This window comes from Lysobacter sp. SCRH-1R, assembly GCF_057747855.1.
Genome location: NZ_CM173227.1, coordinates 2,234,297 through 2,250,755, shown reverse-complemented (window position 1 = coordinate 2,250,755; position 16,459 = coordinate 2,234,297). Strand labels below are relative to the sequence as shown.

The window sequence follows — 16,459 nt, the reverse complement described above, 5'->3', positions numbered from 1 at the left end:
CATCAATGCCTTGCGTCGCACATCGCGGTCCGATGCATGGCAATGGCCGCAAGGCGCATTTCAGTTTTGCAACGAGCGGGGCCGCTTCGCGATGGTGCGCGCGCACCGCAGGCGCGATGCGCGCTCCGTTCAGGACGATTAATCCGCCGGATCAACGCGTTGCCGCGCCTGAACGACGGTTGGCACCGGGCATGCGTGTAGTTCCTTGCGTCGTTTACCGGTGCCTCCCCCGGGCGCCAGCCGACGTCACGTAAAGGAGAACAACAATGCGCATTCGTACCAGCTTGATGGCAACAGCGGTGCTCATCGGCCTTGGTCTCGGCGGCCAGGCGATGGCACAACAAACCAACGGCAACGGCGGCGAGGGCGACGACATCCTCGCCAACGTCAACGTCCCGATCGATGCATCCGACAACAGCACCGGCGACAACCGCGGCAACGATGGCGACGCCACGGCCGACGCGGGCTCCGCCGCGGCGCACAGCGGTGGCACCGCCACCAACACCTACACCGACTCCAGCACGTTCAGCTCGACCTCCAGCACGATCGTCGCATCGACCCTGCTCGAAGGCGCCGTGTATGACGTGCGCACCTATGGCATCGGCAACGTCGCGACCAACAACGGCAACGCCAATGGCGGTTCCGGTGGTTCCGGCGGCGATGGCTATGGCGGCGACGGTTACGGCGGCGACGGCAACGGCGGCGCTGGCGGCAATGGCGGCGACGGTGGCTCGGGCGGCGATGGCGGCTCCGGCGGCTCCGCGGTGAACGGCAGCGCGACCTCCGGCGACGCGACCGTCGGCGACGCGACGATCGGCGATGCGACCGCGGCACGCGGCGGACGCGGCGGCGATGTCTACGACATCCGCAGCGGCCGTGGCGGCGACACCGACAACGACAGCGGCGATGCCGGCGGCGCAAGCGTGGCCGCGTCCGGTTCGCTGGCGGGCGGCAGCGACGGTGGTGGTGGCGGCGGCGCCGGCGGCAACGACGGCGGCGGCGGTGGCGGCGGCAACGATGCCGGCAACGACGGCACCGGCGGCGCGGGCGGTGCGGGCGGAACGGGCACCGGCGGCGCAGGCGGTGCGGGCGGCGCGCCCAGCTCGACCTCCACCGCGACCGCAGGCGCGGGCACCGGCACGTCCGGCGCGACCGCGGGCGACGGCGGTGCCAGCGGCACCGTGACCGCCAGTGCGGGCGGCGGCGGCGCGGGTGGTTCGGCCACCAACGGCGATGCCAGCAATGGCAGCGCGGACGCGAGCGCGAGCAACGGCTCGGCCACTGCCGGTGACGGCGCGGTGGCGGCGGCCGGCGCGACCGGCGGCGACGGCGGCGCGGGCGGCACCGGCAACGGTGGCGTAGGCAACGGCGGCGTCGGCAACGGCGCAACCGGCGGCACCGGCGGCGCGGGCGGCAGCAACATGGTCGATGCGGGCACATTCGATATGTCCTCGACCATGACCGGCACCGCCAGCGGCGCAGCGGGCATCACGGTGGCCGCGCAGAACAGCGGCTTCTCCTCGCTGATCCAGCAGGGCATCACCGTCCAGGCCAACCTGACCGTAGGCCCGTAAGCGCCTTCCCCTCGACGCATCGGAGCCCCCGCTCCGCTGCGTCACCGGATGCGCATCGCATTCCCGCCGGCGTCCGCGCCGGCGGGACTCCCGCGATGGCGCAGGGAGGAAGCGAAGGGCAAGGAGCATGACGATGCAACGCAATCGTTCCATCGCATTGGGCGGTCTGGCAGGCGTGGCGATGTGGATCGTCGCCGGTGTGGCCTGGGCGCAGGAAATTCCCGAGCCCACGGCAACCCAGCCCCTCGTCATCGACGAGGCGGACGCACCCGACGCCGCGTTCGGCGCCGCGGTCGATCCGTCCGCGCTTGCCGACCTGCGCGGCGGCGAAGCCCAACTCGTCGACAACGACATCCTCGTCAACGGCCGCGTCGAGGACGCGATCGCCGACGACGTGCTGACCGGCAGCAACTCCGTCGCGGGCGGTTCGTTCGCCAGCGCCAGCGGCATTTCCACGGTCATCCAGAACACCGGCGCGAACGTGCTGATCCAGAACGCGATGATCGTGAACGTGAAGTTCGCGGACGCGGGCCCATGAGCCTGCGTACATTCCGGCGCCGTGCGTGGATCGCGGCTTCGGCGTGGATCCTGGTTTCCGGCCTCGTGCAGGCCGGGACGGTGGACGTGCGCGCGCCACCGAACGGCAGCTACACGCTGCGCGTCACGAGCCTCAAGGAAGCGCGCTTCAAGACCACCGTGCGGCAGCAGTACGACTTCAGCTGCGGCTCGGCCGCGACCGCGACGCTGCTGACCTACCAGTACGGCCATCCGGTCACCGAGGCCGAAGTGTTCATGCGCATGTACGAAACCGGCGACCAGGCGAAGATCCGCCAGCGCGGGTTCTCGCTGCTGGACATGCGCCGCTACCTGCGTTCGCTGGGCTTCGAGGCCGACGGCTTCGAACAGCCGCTCGACAAGCTCGTCGCCGAGGGCCTGCCGGCGATCGTGCTGCTCAACGATCGCGGCTACCGCCACTTCGTGGTGGTGAAGGGCTTCCGCAACGATCGCGTGCTGCTGGGCGACCCCGCACGCGGCACGCGCGCGATGCCGCGTTCGCGTTTCGAGAAACTGTGGGACAACCGCATCCTGTTCGTGGTGCACAACCGCCGCGACCGGGCGCAGTTCAACATGGCGCGCGACTGGCGCACGGCGCCTCCCGCGCCGCTGGATGCGGGCATCGCCCGCGACAGCCTCTACAACATCGTGACGCCCCGGCGCGGCCCGGGCGACATCTGACGGAGGGTCGGACGATGACATCGCCCTCGCTGCATCACAGGCGGATCGAACGGGTTCGGCTCAAGTACGTTTTCATCGCGATGCTGGCGTGGTGCGCGCCGGCGTTCGCGGCGCCACCGGCGGAGGTGCTGGGGCCGGAATGGGTCGCCATCGACCCCGCGCGCCTGGACGACATGCGCGGCGGCTTCATGACCGACGGCGGCATGGCGCTGTCGTTCGGCATCGAGCGCGCGGTGTTCGTCAACGGCGAACTGATGGCGACCACGCGCGTGCAGATTCCCGACGTGGGCCGCATGACCACCGCGCAGGCGCGCGAGCTGCAGCGCTTCAACGACGGCGTGGTGGTGCAGGTCGGCGGAGGCAACACGTTCCAGCCGGGCGGGTTGCCGGGCGGCGTGGTGATCCAGAACACGCTCGACGGACAGGACATCCGCGCGCTGACCACGGTGAACGTCGGCGTCGACACGCTGCAGGCGTTCCAGGACCTGAACACCCAGTCCACGCTGCACAACGCGATGGTGACCGCGACCGCTCCCTGACCGCGCGGTTGCGCCCTGATTTCGTGTCGGACCGCGTTCTATCGGAAGGAAGCCGGCCGACCGCACCAGAAGGACGACGCATGAGAAGGACGCCGCAGTTGCCCCGCCGCCTGATGCTCGCCCCGTGCCTGTGGCTCGCCGCCGCCGCGACGGCCCATGCGCAGGACCAGTGGCAGGGACTGGAGCCGGCCCGTCCGGCTGCGCAGCCTCAGGTGGGCGGGGCGCCTCCGGCCGCGACGCAGGTCGCGCCGGCAGCGCCCGTCGCGGAGGGGCGTTCGCTCGACGATCTGCAGCGCGAGATCAACGCGCAGACGCGCCGGCTCGAGGAACTGCGCGATTCGCTCGCGCAGCAGGAACAGGCGGTGGCGAACCTGCAACGCGCGCTCGACGAGGAACGCCTGGACGCCGAACGCGGCGCCGGTGCCGCACCGGGTACGGTGCTGCCGACGCTCGCGCAGCAGGCGCCCGCCGCCGTGCAGCCCGCGCCGCCCGCGCAGCGCCAGGCGCAACAGGCGCCCGCGCAGCAACAACCGCAGCAGGGGCGAAAGCCGGTCGGGCAGGCGCCGGAATCGGCGATGCGCCCGCCGGAAGTCGCGCAGATCTTCGACCAGCCCGGCGTGCTCACGCCGGCCGGCCAGTTCATCCTCGAACCCTCGCTGCAATACGGCTATTCGGCGAACGATCGCGTGGCGCTGGTCGGTTACACGGTGATCCCGGCCATCCTGATCGGCCTCATCGACGTGCGCCAGGTGAAGACCACCTCCGGCGTCGGCACGATCACCGGGCGCATGGGCATCGGCGGCCGATTCGAGATCGAGGCGAAGGTGCCGTATGTCTACCTCAACGGCGACACCGTCAGCCGCGAGATCTTCACCGGCTCGGCGCAGGACCGCGTGTTCAACGCCAGCGGCCACGGCATGGGCGACATCGAGGCGACCGCGCGCTACCAGCTCAATCGCGGCGGCCCGGACAAGGCGTTCTATATCGGCTGGCTGCGCTACAAGAGCCGCACCGGCAAGGACCTGTTCGAAGTCACCACCGACTGCGTGCAGCGCTGCGTGCAGAACGCCACCGGCACCGGGCTTCCGCTGGAACTGCCGACCGGCACCGGCTTCGAAGCGATCCAGCCGGGCGTGACCTGGCTGTATCCGTCCGATCCGGTCGTGTTCTTCGGCACCTTCAGCTATCTGTACAACTTCGAACGCAGCAACGTCTCGCGCACCGTGCTCGGGCGCGAACAGGAATTCCTCGGCGACGTGCAGGCCGGCGACATCTGGGGCTTCAATCTCGGCATGGGCCTGGCGCTCAACGAGAAGGCGTCGATCAGCCTGGGCTACGACACCAGCCTGGTCGGCAAGACCAAGCAGAACGGCCGCGAAAGCCCGGGTTCGGTGCGCGTCACGCTCGGCACGCTGCTGCTGGGCGGCACGTACCGCTTCAGCGATCGCTGGTCGCTCAACGTCGCACTCGGCGTCGGCGTGACGCGCGATACGCCGGACATGACGTTGACGGCGCGGGTGCCGATTTCGTTCTGACGTTCGCTTCTTCGCCGCGCAGGCCTTGCCATCGAAGTGATCCGTCATCCCGGCGCAGCCGGGATCCAGGCTGTCACCGTGCCAGGATCGCGTGCATCGGCAAGAACGATGCGCGGTCGACCTGGACCGCTCTTCGCCTGGATGACGGAGCGGTGTGCATCGCGCGGGATCCTTCGAGCGGCTTCACGCCTGTTTCACGGCCGCAAGTTCTATGTCCGCACCACGGCGAGCGCATCCGCACCGGCGGACGCGCGCCCGCACGTTCCCGCGACATCGGCTCTTTCCTTCGTCACCCGCACACGGAGAAGGCTCATGAAACCACTCGTTTTCGGCGCGATCCTGCTGGTCGCGCTGGCCGGCTGCGCCAGTACGCCGACGGTGCACACCGACTACGATCCGGCCGCGCAGTTCGCCGGCTATCGCACCTACACGTGGCTGAAGAAACCCGAAGGACGGTCGCCGCTGGTCGAACAGCGCGTGGTCGCGGCCATCGACGCGAAGCTCGCCGCGCAGGGCTGGCGGCAGACCACCGGCACCGATGCGGACGTCGGCATCGCCGCGCACGTCGCCACGCAGCAGCAACAGACGCTGGACACCTTCTACAGCGGCCCGGCCTGGGGCGGCTACGGATGGGGGCGCTGGGGCGGGGCGGGCATGGGATCGGCGACGACCACCGTGCGCAATTACGAAGTCGGGACGCTCGTCGTCGACATGTTCGACATGAAGACGCGGCAGGCGATCTGGCGCGGTACCGCGTCGGGCACCGTGCCCGATTCGCCGGAAGGCGTGAACGCCAAGGCGCAGGCCGGCGTGGACAAGATGTTCGCGGCGTTCCCGCCGGGGAGCGCGCCGCCGAAGTGAACCGCCGCGACGCAAGCGCGTAACGCGGAAGGCCGGCAATCGCCGGCCTTCCTGTTTCGAACGCGCCGTTCAGGCCCGCCGGAAATAGAACCCGGCGTAGTGATCCAGCGTGCAGTCCGGTTCGAACGGCACGCGCAGGTGGCGTTCCTTCGATTGCCACTGGTCTTCCAGCGCATACCCCAGCGACTGCATTTCCGCGATGAACTGCGGCTTGGACATCACGCGATACGGCAGCACCGCCTTGCCGATGTTCTGCAACGTCACGTAGCCGCGCTTGGGATGCACGGGCGTGAGGTTCACCAGCACGTGCGTGGGCGGCGAGGACAGCCGGCCGAGCAGCTCGGGCAGCGTGTAGTCCAGGTATTGCAGGGCGCCGCAGGTGATCAGCACGTCGTGTTCGTTCGCGCACTCCGGCGTGTCGGCGAAATGCAGCAGCCTTTCCGGATCGTTGTCGACCGCCCAGCTGCGGCCGGCGTCCATCACCGAGGGCACGTCGTGAACGCGCCATTCCATCGTGCCCGGATAGTCCAGATAGCGGCGGAACCCGTAGTACGTCACGCCGATGTGGCCGCCCAGGTCGAAGATGCGGTGCCGTCCCTGCGCGAGCAGGCGCGACAGCCAGTGCACCATCGGATAGTCGCTCACGCGGATGCTGCGATGCCGGTCCATGTACATGCCCGTGGTCGAAGACTGGTCGTACGTGGTCGGCAGCGACGGCGCGGCGGCCAGCGCCTGCGCGCGCGAATCGTAGGCGCCGTAGTACGCGTTGCCGCCGTGGTAGGGGCGGTTGAACAGTCGTCGGTACAGCGGACGGGCGATCAGGCGTATTCCGGGCAGTTCGGCACTTTCGATGGCGATGCGGACCAGGTTGCGTCGGGCCATCAGCGTTTCGTGTCGCACGGGGTTCCCCTTCCGATCGTCTCGTCTCCCGGGAAACAACGCGATGCGCGGGAAAAAGGGGACGCGTCGCGCATCAGCGGGCGCGCAGGGCATCCAGGCGCTCGCTGTAGGCCGCGTGGGTGTCGCCGTTGCTGAGTGCCTGCGCGCGGGCGAGCGAGCGGATCGCCAGCCCGGTCTTGCCGGCCTTGAGGTAGGCGTTGGCGAGCGCGGAATGGAAGCGGTGCTCCTGCGGTCGCAGGTCCACCGCGCGGCGGTAGAAGCGCGTCGCGCGCGCCAGGTCGCCGGCGTTCTCGGCGGTCAGCGCCTGCACGAAGGCGTGGAAGGGATCGTTGCGTTCGAGCTTCGCCAGGCGCTTGCGGTATTCGGCCTCCAGCGCGCGATCGCCCGTGCGCGCGGCGAGCCCGGCCAGGTTGAATAGCGCGTTGGTGTTGTCCGGGTCGAGCGCCAGCGCCTGGCGATAGTCGTTCCGGCCGGTTTCCGGATCGCCGCCGCGCGTGTGCACGACGCCGGCATTGCTCCAGTAGCCGGCGTAGGCGGGATCGAGACCGATCGCGATGTCCAGCAGCGACGACGCCGCGGGGTAATCGCCGGCGGCGAGGCGTTCGACCGCGAGGTTGTTGTAGTAATGCGCGATGAGGCGCGTGGTGGTGATCGGCTTCGGGCGATCGCGCTGGATGATCTGGTCGCCGGCCACGTCCACCGTGTAGCGCCGCGAGCCCACGCGCACGCTGGCGTTGACGTGGTTGCTCAGGTACAGCGTGCCGTCGGCCTGGCGGAAACCGAGGATCTGTTCGATTTCCTGCGGCGTCGCTTCCAGCCCCGCTTCCTTGGCCAGCGCGAGGAAGAGCAGGGTGAAGGTGAGGCAGTTCGCCGTGCGCGCCTCGTACGCCTGCGCCACGGTGAGGTTCGCCGTTTCCACGTAGGTCATGCCCAGGCCTTCGGACGCGAACATGAAGACGCCGAGGCGTTCCAGGCGCTCGTGCGGTGTGGGGTCGTCGTACAGCACTTCGCGATGCAGCCGCTCGCGTAGTGCCGTGGGCATCGCCATGACTTCGCCCGTGGACACCGGCTGGGCGAACGCGCCCGCGGCCTGCCAGGCCAGCGCGAAAACCACGGCGGCGAGCGTGCCGCGCATCGACGAACGCTCCGTGCGGTCCCGCGGGCCGCGCCAGGGGCTGCGCGGAGTGTAGTCCCGCGCACCGCAAGCGCGCGTGGACGCCGTGCGCGGGAAGTTCAGCCCGCCGGCGCTATGCTTCGGACGGAGTCACGCAATCACGCAGGAGAACGACATGGCCACCGGTTGGGCAGGCGACGGCGCGGTCCAGGACCAGATCGACGCGACCGTGAAGGACGCCATCAAGCGCGCGCGCAGCAAGCTCCCGCAGGGCCCGGGACTGACGCATTGCGAGGAGTGCGGCGTCGAGATCCCGCAGGCCCGCCGCGACGCGGTGCCCGGCGTGCGCCTGTGCATCGCGTGCCAGGAAGCCCTCGATCGCGAGGAGGCCGGTTTCAGCGGATACAACCGGCGCGGGAGCAAGGATTCGCAGTTGCGGTGACGACGCGGGAGCGAGCGGAGAGGAACGGGGAACCAGCGCCGGCCTCTGCTCGTTTCTGGTTCCTCCAGACTCGTTCCTGGCGCTCAGATGCCCAGCAACGGCGTCGCCTGCTCCAGTCGCGCGCGCAGCTGCTCCGCAAGGCGCAGGCTCAGCGCGATGATCGTGAACGTCGGGAACGCCCAGCTGCCGGTGGGGAACACCGAGCTTCCGGCGATGTGCAGATTGTCCACGCCGTGCACCTGGCAGTGGCGATCGACCACGCCTTCGCGCGCGTCGTCCGCCATGCGCGTGGTGCCCATGTGGTGCGAGGTGCCGAACACCTGCGGCACGCCGCCGTTTTCCCCGATCCATGATTCGGGCTGGAAGCGCCCGTTGCACGCGCGCGCGAGCTGCTCGCCGAACAGCGTCGCCGCGGTGCGGTAGGTGTGCCGGTCGAGTTCGGTCAGGCGCCAGTCGACGCTCACCTTGCGCAGCCCGAGCGCGTCGCGTTCCCCGCCCAGGGTGATGCGGCTGTCGTGGTTGGGCACCTGTTCGAAATAGCCGATGAGGTCCACGCGTTCGGTGCGCACGGCGGGCTTGCGCGTGAGCTTGCGGCCCATGGCCTTGGCGATATCGGCGGCATTGAGCCCGGCCCGCAGCGTCAGCGCACGCAGGTCCTCCGCCGGCGGCATGGCGTTGGCGATGTAATCCGGCTCGCCGTTGCGGCGACCGCACACGCGCGCCTTGATGGCCCAGTTCTCGTGCCGCCGACGCGCACGGATCGCCGCGCGCAGGTCGCGCAGCGCCTGCAGTCCTTCGGGGACCGGTTCCTCGAACGCGAACGGCCGTACGCGCCCGCTGAGGATGCGATGCCGGCGCTGCGCTTCGTCCGACAGGCAGATTTCCGGATGCGCCTGCGGCCGGCCCTTGGGCACGTTGCGGTCGTACGGACGCATGAGCACGCGCGGGTCCGGACTGAACAACGTGCCGAGCTTGCCGCTGGGATGGTCCATGAAATAACGGCCGACCAGGTCGTGCGCGTTGCCCAGGCCCTCCGCGGCGGTCGAATTCGACGACAGCAGCAGCCGCGCGTTCTCGATGCCGCCGCACGCGAGCACGTAATGCCGCGCACGCACCGTGCCCTGGCGGCCATCGAGCGTGCCGATGCGCGCCTGCCGCACCGCCTGCGCCGATTCCACCGCGTCCAGTTCGATCAGGTTCGCGTGCAGCAGCACGGTGATGTTGCGCGCGCGCTCGAACACGTCGTGGTATGCGTGCCCGAAGATCATCGGGCTGGAGGCGAAGGTCTTGTGCACCAGCGCATCGCCTTCGAATTCCAGCGGTTGCCGCGAGGACGGAGTGAGGAAGGTGTCCTCGCCGAAGTCGTGCTGTTCGAGACCGCAGAAGGTGCGCGCCTTGCGGTAATGCGGTTCGAGATCGGCGAACCCGATCGGCCAGCCGCTGTGCGGCACCCAGTCGCGCGGCGCGAGGTTCGCCAGCGGAATGCAGCCGCGTCCCCAGTAATTGCAGGTGCCCCCGAACGCGCGCAGCCGCGAGGCGCCCGGATCGAACGGCGGCTCGCCGACCGAGTGGCCTTCCAGCAGCGCCTGGTAGCGCTCGTCGGCGGTGAGGCCACCGCTCTCGACCACGCACACCGTCGCTTGCGTGTCGAGGAACGCCCAGGCGATCGCCAGCCCGGCCGCACCGGCACCGACGATGCAGATGTCCGCCTCGATGTCCGCCGGCGCCGACGCCTTTCTGTAATCGAAGATCAAATGCGCTGCCCCTTGAAACGTTCATGCACCGGTCGTGCGTGCGCACGCCGGGCCACCGTTCCGAGTGAACGCAGGCAAGGGCGGAAAGGGGACAGGTGGGAAGGTTGAGGCAGGCCGCTTACGCGGCACTGCCGCGCGTGGCCTGCCGAAAGCACGGCCATGGAGGGCCGGGCAGGGCGATGCGGAGGCGGTCGCGTTTCGCCATGGGTGGCGACGAAGTGTTACTCGAAGGCGGTGCAAAGCGGCGTTGCCGCGCGGGTCGCCTGCGCTGGTACTCCCGCTACTGCTTGCAGGGGAGGGGTGACGTGCACAGCGCGGAAGCATCGAAGCAAGGCATCGGCCGCATCGATGCACCGCATGTCCCGACCCTCACCCCAACCCCTCTCCCGGAGGGAGAGGGTTCATCCTCAAACCATCAACCCGACCGCCTCACAGCGCCGACAACGGCCGCGCCAACCCCCGCTTGACCGCACTGTCCAGCAACGCATGCGTCTTGCGTTCGGCTTCGCCGATGATCTTCTCCTGTTCCTTGCCGAGCGCATCCATCTGCCGGCCAAGCGCATCCATCGGCTTGCTCGCCTCGTCCATCTGGCGGCCCAGCGCTTCCATCGGCGCGGTGTTCGCCGCAAGGCTCGCGGACTGCCGTTCGATCACGCGCCCCTGCTCGTCCATCTGCCGGCCGAGTTCGTCCATCTGCCGCGCCAGATCGTCGATGGTGGCCTGAAGCCGCGCGCGGTCCTCGCCGTCGACGCCCGCGAGCTTTCCGGCGATCTCCGCCTGCCGTTCCGCCAGCGCGCTCTGCTGATCGGCCAGCCGCTCCATGCGCCGCGACGACGCATCGATCTCCGCGTGGTCCTCGGCCTTCTCCGACAACTGCTCCATCTGCGCGCCAAGCGCTTCCATCCTGCGGCCGTGCGCTTCCATCTGGTCGCCGAGCACCCGCATCTGTTCGCCGATGCGATCGCTGTCGCGCCATGCATCGCGCACCTTCGCCATGGTGTCGGCATCGGACACGACGTACGCCTGGCCGCCACGACGGAACCACACGAAGTCCTGGTTCGCCAGGCTGCGGCGGGCGCGTTCGATCTCGGGCAGGTCGTCGGTGGAACCGGACAGGCGGATGCCGTCGCGATCCTTGCTGATCAGCGCGTAGGCATCGTCGTCGCCACGCGCGACGCGCACGGAACGCTTCGCGGCCGGCGATGGCGCAGTGGCCGGCGTGGCATGCACGTTCGCGGCGGGCGTCGCGCGGCTGGCCGCGTCGGCCCTGGCCTGCGCGATGGCCGCCGGTGCGGGCTTCGCGTCCTGGCCGATGTGGGCGTGCGCGTAGAACGCGACGCAGGCGATCGCCATGCCGACCAGCGGCAGCGCGACGCCGCCGCGCACGGGGCGCGTACCGGGACGGACGAGTTGTTCGATGCGGGACATCAGATGGCCTCCATGGGCGGCTTGCGCGAGGGTGGGCGTGGACGGGGCGGCGGCGTGGCCGCACGACCACTCCGCCAGTTCGGACAGCGCGAGCGCGAGGCGGCGTGGCTGCCCGGTGGCCTCGGCGGCGAGGCGGTCGGCGATGTGTTCGCGTTCGTCGCGGATGCGGCGCGACAGCCACCACGTCACGGGGTGGTAGAACAGCAGCGCCTCGACGAGGTTCTGCAACAGGTTGACGAGGTAATCGTGGCGACGGATGTGCGCCAGCTCGTGCGCGAGCAATGCTTCGATCAGCTCCGCCGGCATGCGCGTGACCAGTCCCGCCGGCAGCAGCACGACCGGCCGCCACCAGCCCGCCGATACCGGCGAGGCGAGCGACTCGACCAGGCGCAACGCGACCATGCGCCGCAGGCCGAAACGCTGCGCGAGCGCATCGAGCCGCGCCTGCCATTCGCGCTGCGCCGGCCCCTGCGGCATGGCGCGCAGGCGTTCGATCCACACCAGCCCCAGGCCCATGCGCAGCGACAACGCGCCGGCGCCCGCCGCCCACGCCAGCACGATCTCAGGAAGCGCCGCGTCGATGCGCGAAGTCCAGTCGGGTGCCACGCCGGGGACGATCGCCGCAAGGCCGCTGCCGCGCACGAAGATCGCGGTCGGGATCGCGACGTCCGCCGCGCCCGACGCCTGCACCAGCGCGACCGCGACGGAAATCGCCGGCACCAGCGCGCACAGCAGCAACGCGAAGCACGCCACCGCGTATCGCGCCTGCGGCCGGGCATCGCGCAACAGATGCAACGCGAACGCGGCGAGCAACCCGATCAGCGCGCCCTGCCAGAGAAAGTGGAGCAGGGCGCGGCCCAGCACCGGGACCGCTTCGATCAGAAGATCATTCATCGCGATGCTCCCTGTCATCGTCCGTCAAGCCGTCGCTCTTCAGCACCTGGCGGATTTCCTCGCGTTCGCGCTCGGTGACGTGCTCGTTCAACGCGGCCATCACCAGCGCCTTGCCGGAGCCGGAGAACGCCTTCTGGATCAGCTCGCGCAACAGGTTGGTCTGCAGCGCGTCCTGCGCGTGCGCGGCGGCGTAGACGTGCGAGCGCTGGCTCTCGTCGCGCGTGAGCAGGCCCTTGCCGTGCATGACCTGCAGGATCCGCAGGACGGTCGCGTAGGTGACGTCCGGGCGTTCGGCGAGCCGCGCCTGGTGCACGTCCTTCACCGTCGACGGGCCCAGGCGCCAGATCACGCGGAGCAGGTCGAGCTCGGCGGCGGTGGGCTTGGGCGGTTTGGCGGTCCTGCGGGTCATGGCGTCGTTCGATGGGTGCGTGGCGGCATGCTGATCCAACTAGAACGGTTTGTCTAGACCATTTTGTCTATGACGAAAGTCATGGGCGACGGACCCGTCCCGCCACTACGATGTGCCGGCCGCGCCAGGCGCCACCGGGAGCATCGCGATGTCCTCCGTCCGTCCGCACGCACCGCGCATCCTCTGGATTTCCGTCGTGATCGGCGGACTGCTGGTCGCCCTGGGCGACTTCATCTTCGCCACGACGCTCTGGTTCTCGTGGGACGCGGAAGGTTTAAAGCGCGTCTTCCAGACCATCGCCGTGGGCGTGCTGGGGCAGGCGAGTTACGCCGGCGGCATGCAGTCGGCTGCGCTCGGCGCGGTGCTGCACGTGCTGATGGCGATCGCCTTCGTCGCGATCTACACGCTCGTCGCGCGCCGGCATCCGTCGCTGCTGGCGCGGCCGGTCGTGCTCGGCCTGCTGTACGGCGTGGTGCTCTATGTGGTCATGAACTTCGTCGTGATGCCGCTTTCGCGCGTGGGGCGTTCGCCGTCGTTCGCGCATCCGGACTGGATCTCCTACAGCATCCTCGCGCACATGCTGTTCGGCGTGATCTGCGTGGTGTTCGCGCGGATGGCGCTGCGGCGCGGCTGAGCGGACCACGTCCGTGGCGACGGCCGCGCGCAGACGCACGAAGCCCGCCGGCAGCGACCTGTCGCCGCAGGCGCGCACGGAACACGCGCTCGCGTGGCTGCGCGAGCATGCCTCCGCGCAGCATCGCGACGGCATGGCGCGTTTCGCGATTCCGGCCGACCGCGCGTTCGGCGTGCCGATGAAGGACATCCAGTCGTTGGCGAAGCAGTTGGGTCGCGATCACGGCCTCGCCGCCGCGCTATGGGACACCGATGTCTACGAGGCACGCATGCTCGCCGCCCATGTCGAGGAGCCCGGGCGCGTCACCGCGCAGCAGATGGACCGCTGGTGCCGCGATTTCGACAACTGGGCCGTGTGCGACACGCTGTGCTTCGCGTTGTTCGATCGCACGCCGCATGCGTGGCGCAAGGTCGAGCAGTGGTCGTCGCGGAAGGGCGAATTCCAGAAGCGCGCCGCCTTCGCGCTGCTCGCCACGCTCGCGCTGCACGACCGGCTCGAAGACGAAGCCTTGTATGCGCAAGGTCTGGCGCTGATCGAACGCGAGGCCTTCGACGATCGCAACTTCGTGAAGAAGGGCGTGAACTGGGCCTTGCGTGCGATCGGCATGCGCGAGTCGTGGCGTGCCGCAGCCGTCGCACTGGCGAAACGCCTTGCCGCGGCGGAACACGCCGGCGCGCGATGGATCGGCAAGGATGCCTTGCGCGAGTTCGCCAAGCGCGGGCCCAAGGCGCACGGGACGAAGCGTACGCCAGCGAAGAAGGCGCCGAAGCGAATCCGCAGCAGCGCGGATTGATCCGGATCAAGGGCGCGCGCGCACGTGCTTCCTAGACTTGGCGGCGACGCAATCCTGCGCATTCCAGGGGTTCCCATGAAAACCGCACTGCTGCTGGCCGGCCTCGCGCTGGCCGGCCTGACGTCCCACGCATTCGCCGCAGGCAACTGCACGGTGAAGATCAACTCGGACGACGCGATGAAGTACGACATCAAGACCGCGACGGTCTCGGCGTCGTGCCCGACGATCACCATCGAACTCGCCCATGTCGGCAAGCTGCCGGTGACCGCGATGGGCCACAACGTCGTCGTATCGCAGACGGTGCTGTACGACGCCATCGCACGCGATGGCCTGAAGGCGGGCGCGAGTGCCAACTACGTGGCGAAGAACGACTCGCGGGTGATCGCAGCGACCCCACTGATCGGCGGCGGCCAGAGCACGAAGGCGACGTTCGCCGGTTCGCGCCTGAAGCCCGGCGGGGACTACGCGTTCTATTGCACGTTCCCCGGACACGCGACGCTGATGCGCGGGAAGCTCATCGTCGTGAAGTAATGCGTTCGCGTTCACGCGAATAGCCGGGGACTATCGAATACATCCAATCAAACGATTTCATCTCGGGCGAATGCCCGACTAGCCTCGCGGCGGGGCGCGCATGTGCGTCCTGCAGCCGTCATCCCAGTCAAAGGAGAATGACCATGAGGCAGCCCAGGCAACCCAGGCTGAAATCGTTGTGGGTGGTGTGCGTTACGGCGTTGGGCCTTTCCGGCCTGGCGCTCGCGGCCGATCCGCCACCGAGCAGCTACATGCCGGTGGTGATCACCGAAACCTTCCAGGCCATCAAGTCGCGGATGGAAGGCGCCAAGCGCGGCGTGATGCAGCGACACAGAAGTCTGCTCGAACAGCGGTACGACCTGTCGAACCGCCCCGTCGCGGGATTGACGATGACGCGCGGAAAACCCGTGCAGGGCGGCGTGCGCGCACGGTTGCCTTCCGGCGTCACATGGGAGGAACTGGGGACCATGACGCCGGAGCAGATCCGCGAACGCAATGCGTTCCCGATCGGCTTCCTGCCGTTGCCGCATCCGAACCATCCCGAAGGCGGCATGCTGTTCCCGCAGTTCCAGATCGACGAACTCAAGCGGCTGGAGCAGCGCGACCTGACGCGGTTCGATCTCGACTTCGATCTCCCCGACCACTTCGTGCCGGAATTCCCCGCGCCGATCTTCCTCACCACGCGGCCGGACCTGGGCGACGTGTCGAAGGGCAAGGTCGTCAACATCAACAACTACTTCGAACTGTTCAACGGCATCCTCAATCCGAAACAGCTGGAAGGACTGCGCCTGCTGGTCACCCTGTTCCCGCAGCAACAGTTCAACCAGACCGAGGACCGCCGCTCCGCGTTGCCCAGTCGCGGCGTGGCGTGCCTGGATTGCCACAGCAACGGCCACACCTCGGCGGCCACGCACCTGGTGGGCGACATCCGGCCGCAGCAGTTCCGTCATCGCATCGACACGCCGAAGCTGCGTGGCGTGAACATCCAGCGGCTGTTCGGTTCGCAGCGTGCGTTGAAGTCGGTCGAGGATTTCACCGAGTTCGAGCAGCGCGCCGCGTACTTCGACGGCGATCCGGTGATCGCGACGAAGAAGGGCATCAACATCCTCGATCGCGGCCACCAGGTGCACGCGATGGGCGAGTTCCAGGCGTTGCTGGATTTCCCGCCGGCGCCGAAGCTCGACATCTTCGGCAGGCTCGATCCGGCGAAGGCGACCGACCAGGAGAAGCGCGGCGAGGCGCTGTTCTTCGGCAAGGCGCAGTGTTCGTCCTGCCATTCGCCGCCGTACTACACCGACAACACCATGCATAACCTGCAGGTGGAACGCTTCTTCCGGCCGCAGATGATCAACGGGCGCTTCGCCAGCGCGGACGGGCCGATCAAGACCTTCCCGCTGCGCGGCATCAAGGACTCGCCGCCGTACCTGCACGACGGTCGCCTGCTCACGCTGGAGGACAGCGTGGAATTCTTCAACATCGTGTTGCAGACGAAGCTGGAGAAACAGGAGAAGGAAGACCTGGTGGCGTTCCTGCGCGTGCTCTGAGCGCACGCCGGACGCCGGGAACAGCCGCGGCGCCGTGACGGGCGGCGCCGTGTCTTCTCGCCGCGCGTCGCACGCGTTGATGCGCTCGTCACGACCTTTTCACCCGGTGGACACGATCATCCGGTACGCCACCGGGCGTTGTCCCGCGTGGCGGCCGACGACCCGCGGGAGCGATCCGGTGCGCGATGCGCCGGTGTGGAAGTGCTCCCCGCGCATTCCGCACGTGCGGAGTCGATGCGGATAGTGTTTTCCCGGCTGTTCCGATGCAAGC

The 16,459-nt window shown here is 68.9% G+C and carries 16 protein-coding genes; 11 read left to right on the top strand and 5 right to left on the bottom strand.

The features are described from left to right. The first annotated feature begins 266 nt into the window (after positions 1-266). The 6 genes from AC3ANK_RS10135 to AC3ANK_RS10110 all read left to right on the top strand — a co-directional run bounded on the left by AC3ANK_RS10135 (position 267) and on the right by AC3ANK_RS10110 (position 5,745). Positions 267-1,574: a hypothetical protein gene (locus AC3ANK_RS10135; protein ID WP_484171074.1), complete on the top strand. Its 1,308-nt coding sequence runs from the start codon at positions 267-269 to the stop codon at positions 1,572-1,574. Between the two features lie 133 nt (positions 1,575-1,707). After that, positions 1,708-2,112: a hypothetical protein gene (locus tag AC3ANK_RS10130; protein ID WP_484171073.1), complete on the top strand. Its 405-nt coding sequence runs from the start codon at positions 1,708-1,710 to the stop codon at positions 2,110-2,112. Beyond that, positions 2,109-2,810 (top strand): C39 family peptidase, encoded by a 702-nt coding sequence (locus tag AC3ANK_RS10125; RefSeq protein ID WP_206860689.1) that lies wholly within the window; start codon positions 2,109-2,111, stop codon positions 2,808-2,810. The genes AC3ANK_RS10130 and AC3ANK_RS10125 overlap by 4 nt, the downstream gene beginning before the upstream one ends. Before the next feature lie 14 nt (positions 2,811-2,824). Further along, a complete protein-coding gene (locus tag AC3ANK_RS10120; protein ID WP_206860688.1) occupies positions 2,825-3,349 on the top strand; it encodes a hypothetical protein in 525 nt (174 codons plus the stop codon). 80 nt (positions 3,350-3,429) lie between these two features. Continuing rightward, positions 3,430-4,884 (top strand): transporter, encoded by a 1,455-nt coding sequence (locus AC3ANK_RS10115; RefSeq protein WP_484171072.1) that lies wholly within the window; start codon positions 3,430-3,432, stop codon positions 4,882-4,884. A 312-nt stretch (positions 4,885-5,196) separates the two neighbouring features. Beyond that, positions 5,197-5,745: a DUF4136 domain-containing protein gene (locus AC3ANK_RS10110; RefSeq protein ID WP_206860687.1), complete on the top strand. Its 549-nt coding sequence runs from the start codon at positions 5,197-5,199 to the stop codon at positions 5,743-5,745. A gap of 69 nt (positions 5,746-5,814) precedes the next feature. Here AC3ANK_RS10110 and AC3ANK_RS10105 read toward each other — a convergent pair whose 3' ends face one another. Next, on the bottom strand, positions 5,815-6,627 hold the full coding sequence (locus AC3ANK_RS10105) for a TIGR04325 family methyltransferase (protein ID WP_206860686.1): 813 nt from the start codon (positions 6,625-6,627) through the stop codon (positions 5,815-5,817). A gap of 91 nt (positions 6,628-6,718) precedes the next feature. Next, positions 6,719-7,780 (bottom strand): tetratricopeptide repeat protein, encoded by a 1,062-nt coding sequence (locus tag AC3ANK_RS10100; protein WP_484171071.1) that lies wholly within the window; start codon positions 7,778-7,780, stop codon positions 6,719-6,721. Positions 7,781-7,934: 154 nt separating this feature from the next. On the opposite strand from AC3ANK_RS10100, the gene AC3ANK_RS10095 reads away from it, so the two are divergent. After that, the gene (locus tag AC3ANK_RS10095) at positions 7,935-8,201 is read left to right on the top strand and encodes a DksA/TraR family C4-type zinc finger protein (RefSeq protein WP_206860684.1); all 267 of its coding nucleotides are present in this window, start codon (positions 7,935-7,937) and stop codon (positions 8,199-8,201) included. 83 nt (positions 8,202-8,284) lie between these two features. Here the strand turns inward: AC3ANK_RS10095 and AC3ANK_RS10090 are convergent, their stop codons facing one another. The 3 genes from AC3ANK_RS10090 to AC3ANK_RS10080 all read right to left on the bottom strand — a co-directional run bounded on the left by AC3ANK_RS10090 (position 8,285) and on the right by AC3ANK_RS10080 (position 12,686). Beyond that, positions 8,285-9,955 carry an FAD-dependent oxidoreductase gene (locus tag AC3ANK_RS10090; RefSeq protein WP_484171070.1) on the bottom strand — a complete coding sequence of 557 codons (1,671 nt, stop codon included), beginning with the start codon at positions 9,953-9,955 and terminating at the stop codon, positions 8,285-8,287. A 429-nt stretch (positions 9,956-10,384) separates the two neighbouring features. Then, positions 10,385-12,277 (bottom strand): M56 family metallopeptidase, encoded by a 1,893-nt coding sequence (locus AC3ANK_RS10085; RefSeq protein ID WP_484171069.1) that lies wholly within the window; start codon positions 12,275-12,277, stop codon positions 10,385-10,387. Then, complete coding sequence (locus AC3ANK_RS10080; protein ID WP_484171068.1) at positions 12,270-12,686, bottom strand: BlaI/MecI/CopY family transcriptional regulator; 417 nt, start codon at positions 12,684-12,686, stop codon at positions 12,270-12,272. The genes AC3ANK_RS10085 and AC3ANK_RS10080 overlap by 8 nt, the downstream gene beginning before the upstream one ends. Positions 12,687-12,834: 148 nt before the next feature. On the opposite strand from AC3ANK_RS10080, the gene AC3ANK_RS10075 reads away from it, so the two are divergent. The 4 genes from AC3ANK_RS10075 (at position 12,835) to AC3ANK_RS10060 (ending at position 16,188) form a co-directional block, all read left to right on the top strand. After that, the gene (locus AC3ANK_RS10075; RefSeq protein WP_206860680.1) at positions 12,835-13,320 is read left to right on the top strand and encodes a hypothetical protein; all 486 of its coding nucleotides are present in this window, start codon (positions 12,835-12,837) and stop codon (positions 13,318-13,320) included. Between the two features lie 13 nt (positions 13,321-13,333). Then, on the top strand, positions 13,334-14,113 hold the full coding sequence (locus tag AC3ANK_RS10070) for a DNA alkylation repair protein (RefSeq protein ID WP_484171067.1): 780 nt from the start codon (positions 13,334-13,336) through the stop codon (positions 14,111-14,113). A gap of 75 nt (positions 14,114-14,188) precedes the next feature. After that, positions 14,189-14,644 carry an azurin gene (gene azu / locus AC3ANK_RS10065; RefSeq protein ID WP_206860678.1) on the top strand — a complete coding sequence of 152 codons (456 nt, stop codon included), beginning with the start codon at positions 14,189-14,191 and terminating at the stop codon, positions 14,642-14,644. 143 nt (positions 14,645-14,787) lie between these two features. Then, a complete protein-coding gene (locus AC3ANK_RS10060; RefSeq protein ID WP_484171066.1) occupies positions 14,788-16,188 on the top strand; it encodes a hypothetical protein in 1,401 nt (466 codons plus the stop codon). Positions 16,189-16,459: the final 271 nt, after the last annotated feature.

Bases quoted from the DNA above. Each gene is read 5' to 3' on its own strand.
- AC3ANK_RS10135 (WP_484171074.1), top strand. From the start codon at position 267: ATGCGCATTCGTACCAGCTTGATGGCAACAGCGGTGCTCATCGGCCTT.
- AC3ANK_RS10130 (WP_484171073.1), top strand. From the start codon at position 1,708: ATGCAACGCAATCGTTCCATCGCATTGGGCGGTCTGGCAGGCGTGGCG.
- AC3ANK_RS10125 (WP_206860689.1), top strand. From the start codon at position 2,109: ATGAGCCTGCGTACATTCCGGCGCCGTGCGTGGATCGCGGCTTCGGCG.
- AC3ANK_RS10120 (WP_206860688.1), top strand. From the start codon at position 2,825: ATGACATCGCCCTCGCTGCATCACAGGCGGATCGAACGGGTTCGGCTC.
- AC3ANK_RS10115 (WP_484171072.1), top strand. From the start codon at position 3,430: ATGAGAAGGACGCCGCAGTTGCCCCGCCGCCTGATGCTCGCCCCGTGC.
- AC3ANK_RS10110 (WP_206860687.1), top strand. From the start codon at position 5,197: ATGAAACCACTCGTTTTCGGCGCGATCCTGCTGGTCGCGCTGGCCGGC.
- AC3ANK_RS10105 (WP_206860686.1), bottom strand. From the start codon at position 6,627: ATGGCCCGACGCAACCTGGTCCGCATCGCCATCGAAAGTGCCGAACTG.
- AC3ANK_RS10100 (WP_484171071.1), bottom strand. From the start codon at position 7,780: ATGCGCGGCACGCTCGCCGCCGTGGTTTTCGCGCTGGCCTGGCAGGCC.
- AC3ANK_RS10095 (WP_206860684.1), top strand. From the start codon at position 7,935: ATGGCCACCGGTTGGGCAGGCGACGGCGCGGTCCAGGACCAGATCGAC.
- AC3ANK_RS10085 (WP_484171069.1), bottom strand. From the start codon at position 12,277: ATGAATGATCTTCTGATCGAAGCGGTCCCGGTGCTGGGCCGCGCCCTG.
- AC3ANK_RS10080 (WP_484171068.1), bottom strand. From the start codon at position 12,686: ATGACCCGCAGGACCGCCAAACCGCCCAAGCCCACCGCCGCCGAGCTC.
- AC3ANK_RS10075 (WP_206860680.1), top strand. From the start codon at position 12,835: ATGTCCTCCGTCCGTCCGCACGCACCGCGCATCCTCTGGATTTCCGTC.
- azu (WP_206860678.1), top strand. From the start codon at position 14,189: ATGAAAACCGCACTGCTGCTGGCCGGCCTCGCGCTGGCCGGCCTGACG.
- AC3ANK_RS10060 (WP_484171066.1), top strand. From the start codon at position 14,788: ATGAGGCAGCCCAGGCAACCCAGGCTGAAATCGTTGTGGGTGGTGTGC.